The organism is Rhodococcus sp. SJ-2 (assembly GCF_053750035.1).
Window position 1 is genome coordinate 2007608 of sequence record NZ_CM132340.1, and the last position, 13309, is coordinate 2020916.

The following is a 13309-nucleotide window of genomic DNA, read 5'->3' on the forward strand; positions in this document are numbered from 1 at the left end:
TGCGTGTGAAGCCGACCGAATGGGCGCACCCACAAGTCACATGTCGGACCCCTCTGCGAGCATGATCCTCGTGACCTACCGCAACCGTCCGGTCCGGCTCGGAGCCCTGCACCCGACGGCGGCCCTGCCGGCGCAGGACCGCCGGATCGTGGCGAGCGACCACGGTGAGACCGAGGACGATCCGGTGCGGGACCTCACCGAGGATCCGACCTCGAGATCCGTCCGCCTCTACCGCCACAACCGTGCGCGCACTCGTGCGATGCGGCCGGTCACTGCCACCACACAGGACGTACCCGAACCGCAGGTCGCGTGATGGCGCGCTTCGAGATCCCCGACGGCTGGACCGCGCAGGCCTACACGTTCGCGCTCGACCCCACACCCACCCAGATACGAGCATTCCGCTCGCACGCCGGCGGGGCCCGTAAAGCGCACAACACGATGCTCGCCGCCGTGAAAGCGGTCATGAACCAGCGGCAAGCCGAACGCACCTACGGCCTCGACGAGGACGAGTTGACACCCGCATGGGGATGGTCACTCGCGGGTCTGCGCAAACAGTGGAACGCCCGCAAACACGAAGTCGCGCCGTGGTGGGCCGAGAACTCCAAAGAGGCCTACAACTCCGGGCTGGACGCGCTCGCTCGGGGATTGGACGCGTGGTCGACATCCCGCAAAGGTACGCGGGCCGGGAAAACCATCGGGTTCCCGAAATTCAAGACCGCGAAGTCCCGCCGGTCGGTGCGGTTCACCACCGGCACCATCCGTGTCGAGACCGACCGCCATCACGTCACCCTCCCGAGGTTGGGGCGGATCCACACCTTCGAATCGACCCGGAAACTGGCCCGCCGCCTCGAGGCGGGCACCGCCCGGATACTGTCCGCCACCCTGAGTGAGGATTCGGCCGGTCGGTGGCACGTCGCCTTTCAGGTGTTGGTGCAGCGCGCGGTCGCGGTACCCGGCCATGTGGGAGCCGGTGAGCCGGTGGTCGGTGTCGACGTCGGCGTCAAAGCCGACTCCCTGATCGTTGTCGCGACGCCGGACGGACGCGAACTCGACCGGGTTCCGGCACCGAAGTCCCTGACCGCAGCCCAAGACCGGCTGCGGGCCTTGCAGCGCAGAGCCGCACGGCAGCGTGGTCCGTACGACCCGTCGACCAAGACGAAGCAGAAACCGTCGAAACGCTGGGTGCGGCAGCAACGCCGGATCGGGCGTACCCACGCCCACGCCGCGGCGGTGCGCCGCGACGTGTTGCACAACGCCACCACCGAGTTGGCGCAGCGGCATCAGGTGATCGCGGTGGAAACATTGAACGCGAGTGGGATGCGGTCGGCGGGTGGGGCGCGGAAGAAGGGCCTGAACCTGGCGCTGTCCGACGCGGCGTTGGCGCAGATCCGCCGAATGTTGTCCTACAAGACCCGCTGGTACGGCTCGGTGTTGGTGGAGGCCGGCCGGTACTTTCCGTCCAGTAAATTGTGTTCGGGGTGTGGCAGGCGAAAACCAAACCTGACCCTCGCGGACCGGATGTATGTGTGTGACCACTGCGGCCTGACGATCGATCGTGATCGTAATGCCGCGATCAACCTCGCCCGCCTCGGCGAGACCCAGCGCACGGGTGCAACGGGGACCGGTACCGGGAGTAGCCCGGCCGCCACCGATTCGGGTGGAGACGGACGTGGAGCCACGCGGGAGTCCGCGACCACGGAAGTGGTCAACGCTGCAGGCGAGGAAGCGTCAACCCGGCACCAGCAGTTGCTGGGTGAGTCCGGGACTGTCTCATCGGAAGGTGAGGCTGCCTGATGGGCAAGCACACAGAGTGGGTTCACGTGTGCTCACCAGAGGCAACGGTAGCCGGGAAAGTAGCAGCACACGCGCTCGGCATGGTCGCCGAACCGGGCAACGATCTCCGCTGCACACTCCTCGGGGGTGCCGTGTACCGCGAGCGTGGCGAGTGCGGTGTCATCGATCAGGTCGGTCATCGCCGCAAACTGTCCTTGTTTGGAGAGCACGTTGAGCGCGGGCTGAAGATCCGCCCATCCTTCGACCTCCAATACCGGCCGGTAGGCGGGGGTGGACCCGTAGAAGGCCAGAAGAGTGCGCACTCCGCGCGAGGCCGCATCGAGTTCTTCCCGCGTACGGCCCATGCCGACGACGATCTGAGGGTGGATCGCCAGGTCGGCGCGGTCGCGTCCGGCACGGTCGAGCCCTTCTTCGACGGCCGGAAGAGTGCGTTCCCGGAAGTGCCGGGCGCTGTTGAACGGCATCACGAGAAGTCCGTCCGCCACCTCCGCTGCGGTTCGCGTCATGATCGGCCCGAGTGCGCCCAGATAAACCGGTGGCGGACCGTACGGGGTGGGGCCGGGGTCGAACGTGGGCGGCATCAAGGTGTGGGTAGAGAACTCGCCTTCGAACCGGAGCTTCGAATTACCTTCCCACGCATCGAAGATCGACTTGACTGCGAGGACGGTTTCACGCATGCGCGCGGCCGGACGCGACCACTGCGCGCCGTAGCGCTTCTCGATGTGGGTGCGGATCTGCGAACCGAGTCCGAGCCGGAATCGTCCTCGGCTGAGCACCTGCAGGTCGTAGGCGGTGTGCGCCAGGTGCATCGGGCTTCGTGGCATCGCGATCGCAACGTTGGTCATCAGGTCGGAATCGACGACCGGCGCCGCAGCAGCCAGGGGGAGGAACACATCGTGCGGGCCTTCGAAGGTGAACAGACCACCGACACCGAGCGCGTCGAGTTCACGCGCACGTCGAGCGGCGTTCTCGGGCCGGCCGTCGAGCTGGACGTCGATCTTCATTGCTGCCCACCGTTCTTCACGTCGGAGATCTCACTTCCGTGCCGAGCCAGTACATACAGAGAGGCAGCCAGGTCAGCGACGAACGCGTCGGCGTCGGCGTCGCCGTGGATCAGTCCGCGAACGGTGGTGGCGCCGGAGAGGATCTCGAAGAGCAACTCCGTCGGCGCCGGTCCTGGGATCTCACCGGCGTCGGCAGCTGCATCCAGTCGTTCGGCGAAGGCCTTGCGAATCGGATCCTGCAGCGCGAACAGTCGTGCACGGTCGACGTCGGTTGCGGCGTCGGAGAGGAGTCCCGGTACGCCGGCGCGCGCGGCGGGGCTCGCTGCCCTGGCGAGGAAGATCGTTGTCCACGTCACGAGATCGGCGTGCAGGTCGGCGGTCGGTTCGGGTAGGACATGCCTGCCGGGACCGTGCACCGCTTCCTCGAGGAGTGATTCGCGGGTGGGCCAGCGCCGGTAGATCGCGGGTGCGTTGACACCGGCACTCCGCGCGATGGCGCTGATCGTGGTCTGGCGGTAACCGACCTCGCCGAGCAACCGGCGTGCAGCGACGAGCACCGCGAGATCTTTGGCAGGGTCGCGCGGGCGTCCTGGGCGGGGCGGTTTCTCGGTCATTACGTTAGAAGTTAACACGTTATGTTTCCGACGGCTCGACCACTACGAAAACGCCCTGCCCGAACAGGCCCACCCACCGAAACGATGGGCGTATCCGTCCGAGCAGGGCGTCCCTACTTGCGAAGCACTTACAGTTGTGCGCGCAGATCCGTCTTGAGGATCTTTCCGGCCGCGGAGGTCGGCAGCGCATCCAGGATCACGATGTCCCGGATCTTCTTGTACGGCAGTACACGTTCGGCCACGTACGCCATGAGTTCGTCCTCATCGACGTCGGCACCCGCGACAGGCACGACGAATGCCACGGGCTCCTGCCCTGTCGCACCCACGTCGCGACCGACCACCGCAGCGGTCGACACGGACGGATGCGTCACGAGGATCTCCTCGAGCTCACGCGGATACACGTTGTAGCCCTTGTAGATCAGCATGTCTTTCGCGCGGTCCGCGATGAACAGATAACCTTCGTCGTCGCGGTAGGCGATGTCGCCGGTCGCGAGCCAGCCGTCCACGTACTGCTCCGCCGTGATCTCGGGGTGACCGAGATACCCGTCGGTGACCTGCGGGCCACGAACCCACAGCTCGCCACGCTCGTTCGGACCGACCGTCGCCGTCGTGTCACCTTGAGGCCGGATCTCGATCTCGGTGTCGAAGACAGGAAGGCCGACGCTTCCGATCCGATATCGGAGACCCCGGACCAGTGGCATGGCGGTGACCACGCATGTGCCCTCGGTCAGCCCGTAACCCTCGGCAACGGTCGCGTTGGGGAACGCGTCAGCGAGTGCCTCGAGAGTGACATGGTCGATCGGAGCCGCGCCCGACGACACCACCCGCACCGTCGACAGGTCGCGGGTCGCGACATCCGGGTGCGTGGCAAGCGCGTGCCACATCGCGGGGCTGCCCGTGATGTAGCTGGCGCGATGGATCTCGATCAGTTCGAGCATGCGGGCCGGGTCGAAGCGGCCCGCAAGCACCTGTGTGAGACCGCACGCCAGCAGGAACGACGTATTGATCAGCGCATGTGCGTGGAACAGAGGCGACACGACGATCGTCGACCCCTCGCCCGGAACGACGCCCGCGATGTCGAGGCCGTCGATCTTCTCGAGCGACACCAGACCATCCTTCACCACGGTCTGGTACCCGGCACGCCACCCGCACATCTGCGTCACGTTGCCGACGACGTTGCGGTGAAGAACCCGCACGCCCTTCGAAATGCCGGTGGTGCCACCGGTGTACGCGATGTGTGCGACATCGTCACCGCCGACCTGCGCGGGTGCGAACTCGGTGGAGTGACCGGCCAGCAACTCGTCGAACCGGACCGTCTCGACCGCACCGGTGTCGACAGGCTCGTCGGACACGACCGCGACGAGACGGATCGTGGTGCCTGCCGCAGCACCGAGCAGCGTGGGGAGCTGCTGCGGTTGGGACACGGCTGCGACGGCTCCGGTCTCCTCGATCTGACGCCGCAGACCCGGCTCGGGCTGAAGCGGATTCACAAGGGTCACGGCCGCACCGACACGCAACGCGCCGTAATACGCGATGTGGAACTCTGCGCAGTTACCGAGATGCATGAGCACCACGTCGTGTTCGGCGACACCGGCGGCGCTCAACGCACCTGCAAACTGCGCCGACTTCTCGTCGAGCTCGCGGTACGACAGAACCCGATCACCATCGACGACCGCAGCGCGGTCGCCGTACATGGCGGCGAGACTCGGCGCCCACACCGCCATCGAAACCTGTGGGTAGGACAACGACGTGTCTGCCCAACCGAATTGAACGGAAGTCATCTTCGATCCCCGGATCAGCGCGGTGCCATACGGATGGCACCGTCCAGGCGGATGGTCTCACCGTTGAGGTAGCCGTTCTCGAGGATCGATGCGGCGAGTCGACCGAACTCCTCCGGACGGCCCATACGCGACGGGTTCGGCACAGTGGCCTCGAGCGATGCACGGACGTCGTCGCGCAGACGCGCGAGCAGCGGCGTGTCCATGATGCCCGGGGCGATCGTGTTGACTCGGATGTTCTTGCTCGCAAGATCGCGGGCAGCGACGATCGTCATGCCGACGATGCCCGCCTTGGATGCCGAGTAGTTGATCTGGCCGATTTGGCCTTCGTACGCTGCTGCAGACGCCGTCATCACGACCACTCCGCGCTCACCGTCGATCGGCTCGAGCTGCGCCATGCGCTCGGCGCCCAGGCGCAGCGCGTTGAACGATCCGATCAGGTTGAGGCGGATGACGAACTCGAAGTCCTCGAGCGAGCCGGCCTTGCCTTCCTTGTCGAGGATCCGCATCTTGCGGCCGGCACCGGCGCAGTGCACGACGCCGCGCAGTCCGCCGCGCTCGTGCGCGACATCGAGTGCGGCAGCAAACTGCTCCGCATCGGTGACATCGGCACCCGCGAACGTCGCACCGTCACCGAGATCCTTGGCGACATCGGCGCCGTTCGACGACGGCAGATCGATGAGGGTGACGTTGCCGCCTGCGGCGAGCACGCGTTGGGCGGTGGCAAGTCCGAGCCCGGAGGCACCACCGGTGATTGCGACGGAAAGACCCTTGAGTTCCATTATTTTCGATCCTTGATGTGAGTTATGTGGGTATCAGAGCAGTTCGAGGATGGTGGCGTTGGCCATACCGCCGGCCTCACACATCGACTGCAGTCCGTAGCGAATTCCGTTGTCACGCATGTGGTGCACGAGGCGGGTCATGAGGATCGCGCCGGAGCCACCGAGCGGGTGACCGACACCGATCGCGCCGCCGAGCGGGTTGAGCCGGTCGAGCTTCGCACCGGTCTCGGCGAGCCATGCGAGCGGCACGGGCGCGAAGGCCTCGTTGATCTCGAACGCGCCGATGTCGTCGATCGACAGACCCGAGCGCTTCAGCGCCTTCTCCGTGGCGGGAATCGGGCCGGTCAGCATGACGACCGGGTCGTCCGCCGCGACGACAGCGGTGTGGATGCGCGCGAGGGGAGCCCATCCCTGCGCGGCCGCGTACTCACTGGTGGTGACGAGCAGTGCGCCTGCGCCGTCGGAGATCTGCGACGAGTTACCCGCGTGGATGACGCCGTCTTCCTTGAACACGGTCTTGAGCTTGGCGAGCGACTCGAGGCTGCCGCCCCGGCGGATGCCCTCGTCAGTGGTGAGGCCGGCGAGCGGCGCGAGCTGCCGGTCGAATGCGCCTGCGTCGGTGGCCGCTGCCGAGAGTTCGTGCGAACGCAGAGCGAACTCGTCGAGTTGCGTGCGGGAGAAGCCCCACTTCTCGGCGATCATCTCGGCACCGATGCCCTGGCTGAATCCGGAGACGCCGAACCGCTCGAGCACCTGGGCCGGGTAGTTCTCGTTGGGGACCTTCACGGCGCTGCCCATCGGAACCTGCGACATGGACTCGACACCACCGGCGATCACCACGTCGGCCTGCCCGGAGATCACCGATCCTGCCGCGAACGACACGGACTGCTGGCTCGAACCGCATGCACGGTTGATCGTGGTGGCAGGCACCGTCTCGGGCCATCCGGCGGCAAAGACCGCGCTCCGCGACACGATTCCGGCCTGCGCTCCGACCTGGCTCACACAACCCCACTGGACGTCGTCGACGGTGGCGGGGTCGAGACCGGTGCGCTCGGCGAGTGCGGTGAGCACGTGTGCCGACAGGTCGACGGGGTGAACTTCGGACAGTGCACCGTTACGGCGCCCGATGGGGGTACGGACGGCATCGACGATCACGGCATCGCGCATGGGGATCGGGTCCTTTGTGAAAGCGAACAATCGGTCTTGTGGGCAACCGGTGGAGCGAGCACCGGAGAAAAGCAGCCGGCCGGGTGGTGGCCCTCACTTCGAGGAGACCACGCACCCGGCCGGTGAGGATAAGTCTTTCGGCGGAAGCTTCCGTTAGGCGGAAGCTATGCCGACTTCGTTCAGGCCACGCCGCGGATGATCTTGCGGTCGCGTTCGGGGTTGGCGAACACCAGCACGAGCACCGCCGCGATCGCACCGAGGACACCGATGATCTGGAACGAGGTCGCGTAGCCCTCCGCCGCGGTTGCAGCGTTGTCGACGATGAGGCCGGTGCCGTAGGGAGCGACGAGGCCACCGATCGCCATGAGTGCGAGGAACACGCCCATCGTGCCTGCGGTCTGCTGCGGCGGGCACAGCTCGGAGATCGCTGCGTTGATCAGTGGGAAGGCGATGGCACCGAAGCCGTAGCCGATCGAAACGACCGCCACTGCGAGGGCCGGGGTGCCGATAGACGGAAGGAAGACGAGGACCGCACCGCAGATGAGGACGCCGACGGCGGGGACGATGATGCGGACCACGCGGGAGGTGTGGCCGCGGCCGCGCAACCGGTCGGTGACGGTGCCCGAGGAGATCATCAGGAAGAGTCCGACGATGGACGGCAGAGCAAACATCGAACCGGCCTGCAGAGCGCTGTAGCCGAGACCGAGTTCGAAGTACGACGGCAGCCAGGTCAGGACGACGGTGGTGAGCGCGTAGACGACGATGATCATGAAGGCGCAGCTCGCGAAGGTGCGGGTGAAGAAGATCTTGCGCCACGGCACGGACGGCTCGGTCGGAGCGGACGCCACAGCAGTATCGGCGCCCTTGACCGCCTTGGTGGTGTAAGGGCCTTCCTTGAAGCCGGGAACCCAGCACATGATCCACACCAGACCCAGCACCGACAGCGCGACGATGGCCATCCGCCAGCCGTATTCGACGGTGATGAAGGTCAGGACGGGTGCGAGTGCGATCTTCGCGACCGAGGCGGAGCCGGCGAGGAAGGCGCCGGGAAGACCGCGCTTGGCGGGCGGGTGCCACGAGTACGCGGCGGTGTGCATGAGCGCCGAACTCGGACCTTCGCCCAGGCCGAGCAGCATGCGGCACACGACGAGCACCACGAAGCCGCCGGTGACGACGAGCGGAAGCATCACGACCGACCAGGTCAGGCCGAGTGCGAGCAGTGCCCACTTGAGAGTCAACTTCTTCTCGAGCGGTCCGGCGAGGAAGCCACCGATCGTGAAGGTCACGAAGAACAGGGAACCGACGAGGCCGATCTGCGACGAGGTCATCCCGAATTCACGGGCGAGCGGCTGGGCGATGATGCCGAGCACGGCCTTGTCGGCGTAGTTCACCACGTACAGGAAGATGACAAGACTGGTCATCCCCCACGCGCGGCCGGGAGTCACCTTGAACGGTGATCTGGATTCGGATGGCTCGAGGCCATCGTGGGTACTGGACGTACCGTTCACGATTTCACCTGTAGTCACGTGGGAGTCCCTTCAGACTCGGAGGATAACGACGCGGGCCGCACTCTGACTCGCACTCGGCGTGGACCGTCACGCCTGGCGTTGAATTCATTGAACGTGACCGAGCTCACCGAACACAAAGAGCCTTACGCGAACCAATCGATCACCAGAACCTATGACCCATCACAAGTGGTCGGGATATTGGTCTGCGCTAACCGAGCAATAGCCGATCCGGTGCTGGTCCGCCCCCGAAAGCTGTTGCATGCTGGCTAGGAACCGATTCGGGTCGCGTGTGCCCGGAACACGCGACGGACGAGGACAGGACGCCATGAATTCCACCGCTTCCACAGACGAGTTGCCCTCGTCCACCGCCCCCCTCGCGGGAGTCCGTGTGGTCGAAGTGTCGAGCTTCGTGGCGGCGCCCCTGTGCGGAATGACGCTCGCCGCTCTCGGTGCCGACGTGATCCGTGTCGACCCGATCGGCGGAGCCGCCGACTACAAGCGCTGGCCCCTCACTGCGGACGGCGAGTCGATCTACTGGGCGAACTTGAACAAGGGCAAACGCTCGTTTGCCGCTGACTTCCGAAACCCGCAGGCGCACAAGCTGATCAGAGATCTGATCATCGACGCCGGCATTCTCGTCACCAATGCGGCCGGACGCGATTGGCTCGATTACGACGAGCTCGCCGCCATCCGCCCCGACCTGATCCACGTACAGGTCCTCGGGCGCGCCGACGGCACCGGCGCCGTCGACTACACCGTCAACGCCGCAGCCGGATTCCCCCAGGTCACCGGACCCGAGAACCTCGACGGGCCGGTCAATCACGTACTGCCCGCATGGGACGTCTCGTGCGGCCTCTACGCCGCACTGTCCGTCGCCTCGGCCGTGTACCGCCGTGAGATCACCGGCGCCGGAACCAAGATCGTTCTTCCCCTCGAAGACGTCGCGTTCGCCACGGTCGGCAACCTCGGCTACATCGCCGAGGCCCAGCTCGGCCTGACCAACCGCGGCCGGGTCGGCAACGCCGTCTACGGCACCTACGGGTGCGACTTCGCCACCAGCGACGGCGCCCGGTTCATGACCGTCGCACTGACCCCGCGGCATTTCCGCGACCTCACCGAACTGACCGGCACGACCGCCGCCGTCACCGCCGTCGAAGCTGCACTGGGCACCGACTTCCGCGACGAAGGCGAACGCTACAAGCACCGCGCGGTCCTCAACGGCCTGTTCGCACCGTGGTTCGCCACGCGGACGGCCGGAGAGGTCGAAGCCGCACTCGACGGCACCTCGATCCTGCACGAGCGCTACCGCACCTTCGCCGAACTCGCCGCCGACCCGCTGATCACGAACAACCCGATGTTCCAGCAACTCGACCAGCCGCGCATCGGCACCTACTCCGCGGCCAGCACTCCCATGTCGTTCGACGGCGTGCATCCGGCCGTCCGTCCCGCCCCTGCCAACGGTGACGACACCGCCACCGTCCTCGTCGAGCACCTCGGGCTGACCGACGACGAAGTCGATGCCCTCGCCGCTGCAGGCGCCGTCCACACCAAGCAGAAGGACCTCGCATGACCCGCCTCGCCCAGACCCTCGGACTGACCGAATTCCAGTCGGAGATCCTCGACAACGTTCGACGGTTCGTCGACCGCGAGATCATCCCGAACGCGCAGGAGCTCGAGCATTCCGACACCTATCCGCAGGCGATCGTCGATCAGATGCGCGAGATGGGCCTGTTCGGCCTGATGATCCCCGAGGAGTACGGCGGACTCGGCGAGTCACTGCTGACCTATGCGCTGTGCGTCGAGGAACTCGCGCGCGGCTGGATGAGTGTCTCCGGCGTCATCAACACGCACTTCATCGTCGCGTACATGGTCCGCCAGCACGGCACCGAAGCCCAGAAGCAGCACTTCCTGCCGCGCATGGCGACCGGCGAGGTGCGCGGTGCCTTCTCGATGTCCGAGCCCGAACTCGGCTCGGACGTCGCCGCGATCCGCACCAAGGCCAAGCGCGACGCCGACGGCAACTACGTCATCAACGGCCAGAAGATGTGGCTGACCAACGGCGGCAGCTCCACTCTCGTCGCCGCGCTCGTCAAGACCGAAGAGGGCTCCGACAAAGCCCACAAGAATCTCACGGCGTTCCTCGTCGAGAAGCCCGCCGGGTTCGGCGAGGTGGCGCCGGGTCTGACGATCCCCGGAAAGATCGACAAAATGGGTTACAAGGGCATCGACACCACCGAGCTCGTCTTCGACAACTACAAGGCCTCCGCCGACACGATCCTCGGTGGCGAGCCGGGGCGCGGCTTCTTCCAGATGATGGACGGCGTCGAGGTCGGTCGTGTGAACGTGTCCGCTCGCGCGTGTGGTGTCGCGATCCGCGCATTCGAGCTCGCAGCGCGTTACGCGCAGCAGCGCACCACGTTCGGCAAGCCGATCGCACAGCACCAGGCGATCGGGTTCTCTCTCGCCGAGATGGCGACCAAGGTCGAGGCTGCGCACTTGATGATGGTCAACGCTGCGCGCCTGAAGGATTCGGGTGAGCGCAACGACGTCGCGGCAGGTATGGCGAAGTACCTGACGAGTGAGTACTGCTCCGAGGTGACGCAGGCGAGCTTCCGCATCCATGGTGGCTACGGCTATTCGAAGGAGTACGAGATCGAGCGGCTCATGCGTGAGGCTCCGTTCCTGCTCATCGGTGAGGGCACCAGCGAGATCCAGAAGACGATCATCAGCAAGGGCATCCTCCGCGAATACGCGCTGTAATCCAGCTGCCCTGTCACACATAACCCGGAAGGAAAATCCGTGCAGCGTACGGTGTTCAACGAGGATCACGAAGCATTCCGCGATACGGTTCGCACCTTCATCGCGAAGGAAGTCACGCCGGTCTACGAACAGTGGGAAGAAGAGGGACATCCCCCGCGTGACTTCTACCGCCGCATGGGTGAACTCGGCTTCCTCGGCATCCAGGTACCCGAGGAGTACGGCGGCGGCGGCGAGAAGTCGCTGAAGTTCAATGTGATCCTCGCGGAAGAGGCGTCGGCGGCGGGGGCGTCGTTCGGTTCGTCGTCGGTGCACTCGAACCTGATCCTGCCGTACATCATGCAGAATGCGACCGACGAGCAGAAGCAACGCTGGCTTCCCGGATTCGCTTCGGGCGAGCTGATGTTCGCGATCGCGATGACCGAGCCGGGTACCGGCTCCGACCTCGCGAACATTGCAACCAGCGCAAAGCTTTCGGAAGACGGCAGCCATTACGTCCTCAACGGATCGAAGACGTTCATCACCGGCGGCGCACTCGCCGACCGCGTGCTCGTCGTCGCCCGTACGACCCCGTACAACCCGGAAGACCGTCGCGGCGGCCTCTCGATCCTGGTGGTGGATGCCTCGAGCGAGGGCTACTCTGTCGGCCGCAAGCTGAAGAAGATCGGCCTCAAGACGTCCGATACCGCAGAGTTGTCGTTCGACGATGTCAAGGTTCCGGTCACGGATCTGCTCGGTGAAGAAGGTAAGGCCTTCTCGTACCTCACCCAGAACCTCGCGCAGGAGCGCCTGACAATTGCGTTCGGCGCGGCAGCCACCGCGTCGGCCGCGATCGCGCACGCAATCGCCTACACCAAGGACCGTAAGGTTTTCGGTAAGCCGGTGGCGTCGTTCCAGAATTCGAAGTTCGTGCTCGCGGAGTGCTCTGCGGAGCTCCAGGCATTGCAGATCATGGTCGACAACGCCATCGAGCTCAACGATCGTGACGAACTCACCGTCCCGGATGCCGCTCGCGCGAAGCTCTTCGCGACAGAGACCGCCGGTCGGATCATCGACAAGTGCCTGCAGCTGCACGGCGGATACGGCTACATCACCGAGTACCCGATCGCGCGCCTGTACGCCGACACTCGCGTCACCCGCATCTACGGCGGCACGAGTGAGGTCATGAAGACGATCATCGCGAAGGATCTCGGCCTCTGACCTGATCGGGCCGGGAGCCGGCCACACAGAAATCGCGGATCATGTTCCCTCACAGGGGAGATGGTCCGCGATTCCTTACCGGTGCTGGAGGAATGCCTGGTCGAGCACCAGCACCGCTCCGAGCACGATCATCACAACGCCCGACACTCGGCTCACGACACTCGCCAGCGACGGGCGGGCGCGCAGTACCCGTCTCGCTCCGGCACCGACACCGAGATACACCACAGCGCATGTGATCACATGCACCACACCGAGCATCGCGATCTGCGCGGCGAGCGGCCACGGGCCTGCCGGATCGGTGAACTGGGGGAGCAGCGCCAGGAGCAACAAGAACACCTTCGGGTTGAGTCCGCTGACACCCACGCCCTTGACCGTCTGCCGCGCCCACGAGTCCGCGCTGCCGGGTCCGCCTTCCGCCGGGGCCGACGGACTCGTGAACATTCCCACCCCGAGCCAGATCAGGTATGCGGCACCGATGGTCGAGAGCACCGTGAGCAGGACGGGCGATTGCGCGAGCACCGCTGCAACGCCTGCCGCGACGATCGCGGTCATCGCGAGGTGCCCGAGCAGCATGCCGCTGACCGCGGGCACCACACTCCGGTACCGCAGTCCCGCGGTGATGGCATAGGCCCAGTCCGCGCCCGGCGTCAACACGAACAGTATGGACACCACCCAGAACCCAGCGACGACACCGGCAGCCATGAT

General features: G+C 65.7%; 12 protein-coding genes. 5 read left to right on the forward strand and 7 right to left on the reverse strand.

The genetic code is table 11. The features are described 5' to 3' along the window. The first annotated feature begins 40 nt into the window (after nucleotides 1-40). Nucleotides 41-313 (forward strand): hypothetical protein, encoded by a 273-nt coding sequence (locus ACSYG9_RS09330; RefSeq protein WP_454842201.1) that lies wholly within the window; start codon nucleotides 41-43, stop codon nucleotides 311-313. Beyond that, the gene (tnpB, locus tag ACSYG9_RS09335) at nucleotides 313-1794 is read left to right on the forward strand and encodes an IS607 family element RNA-guided endonuclease TnpB (RefSeq protein ID WP_454842203.1); all 1482 of its coding nucleotides are present in this window, start codon (nucleotides 313-315) and stop codon (nucleotides 1792-1794) included. The genes ACSYG9_RS09330 and tnpB overlap by 1 nt, the downstream gene beginning before the upstream one ends. A gap of 32 nt (nucleotides 1795-1826) precedes the next feature. On the opposite strand, the gene ACSYG9_RS09340 is transcribed toward tnpB, so the two are convergent. The 6 genes from ACSYG9_RS09340 to ACSYG9_RS09365 form a co-directional block, all read right to left on the reverse strand. Further along, a complete protein-coding gene (locus tag ACSYG9_RS09340) occupies nucleotides 1827-2798 on the reverse strand; it encodes a TIGR03617 family F420-dependent LLM class oxidoreductase (protein WP_454842205.1) in 972 nt (323 codons plus the stop codon). Beyond that, nucleotides 2795-3412, reverse strand: a complete 618-nt coding sequence (locus ACSYG9_RS09345; RefSeq protein ID WP_454842206.1) for a TetR/AcrR family transcriptional regulator — start codon at nucleotides 3410-3412, stop codon at nucleotides 2795-2797. The genes ACSYG9_RS09340 and ACSYG9_RS09345 overlap by 4 nt, the downstream gene beginning before the upstream one ends. Nucleotides 3413-3540: 128 nt before the next feature. Beyond that, nucleotides 3541-5193 (reverse strand): class I adenylate-forming enzyme family protein, encoded by a 1653-nt coding sequence (locus tag ACSYG9_RS09350; RefSeq protein ID WP_454842207.1) that lies wholly within the window; start codon nucleotides 5191-5193, stop codon nucleotides 3541-3543. 14 nt (nucleotides 5194-5207) lie between these two features. Further along, nucleotides 5208-5972 (reverse strand): SDR family NAD(P)-dependent oxidoreductase, encoded by a 765-nt coding sequence (locus tag ACSYG9_RS09355; protein ID WP_169689387.1) that lies wholly within the window; start codon nucleotides 5970-5972, stop codon nucleotides 5208-5210. A gap of 33 nt (nucleotides 5973-6005) precedes the next feature. After that, on the reverse strand, nucleotides 6006-7139 hold the full coding sequence (locus ACSYG9_RS09360) for a thiolase family protein (RefSeq protein ID WP_454842209.1): 1134 nt from the start codon (nucleotides 7137-7139) through the stop codon (nucleotides 6006-6008). 179 nt (nucleotides 7140-7318) lie between these two features. Next, nucleotides 7319-8665, reverse strand: coding sequence for an MFS transporter (locus ACSYG9_RS09365; RefSeq protein WP_440126900.1), 1347 nt, complete (start codon nucleotides 8663-8665; stop codon nucleotides 7319-7321). Between the two features lie 307 nt (nucleotides 8666-8972). On the opposite strand from ACSYG9_RS09365, the gene ACSYG9_RS09370 reads away from it, so the two are divergent. From ACSYG9_RS09370 to ACSYG9_RS09380, 3 genes are read left to right on the forward strand one after another with little or no spacing between them, the layout of a single operon-like run. Continuing rightward, entirely contained in the window at nucleotides 8973-10217 is a 1245-nt protein-coding gene (locus ACSYG9_RS09370) for a CoA transferase (RefSeq protein ID WP_454842211.1), read from the forward strand. Continuing rightward, the gene (locus ACSYG9_RS09375; RefSeq protein WP_454842213.1) at nucleotides 10214-11407 is read left to right on the forward strand and encodes an acyl-CoA dehydrogenase family protein; all 1194 of its coding nucleotides are present in this window, start codon (nucleotides 10214-10216) and stop codon (nucleotides 11405-11407) included. The genes ACSYG9_RS09370 and ACSYG9_RS09375 overlap by 4 nt, the downstream gene beginning before the upstream one ends. A 39-nt stretch (nucleotides 11408-11446) precedes the next feature. After that, the gene (locus ACSYG9_RS09380) at nucleotides 11447-12604 is read left to right on the forward strand and encodes an acyl-CoA dehydrogenase family protein (RefSeq protein WP_169689382.1); all 1158 of its coding nucleotides are present in this window, start codon (nucleotides 11447-11449) and stop codon (nucleotides 12602-12604) included. Nucleotides 12605-12679: 75 nt separating this feature from the next. Here ACSYG9_RS09380 and ACSYG9_RS09385 read toward each other — a convergent pair whose 3' ends face one another. Continuing rightward, nucleotides 12680-13306 (reverse strand): LysE family transporter, encoded by a 627-nt coding sequence (locus ACSYG9_RS09385; RefSeq protein ID WP_440126904.1) that lies wholly within the window; start codon nucleotides 13304-13306, stop codon nucleotides 12680-12682. Nucleotides 13307-13309: the final 3 nt, after the last annotated feature.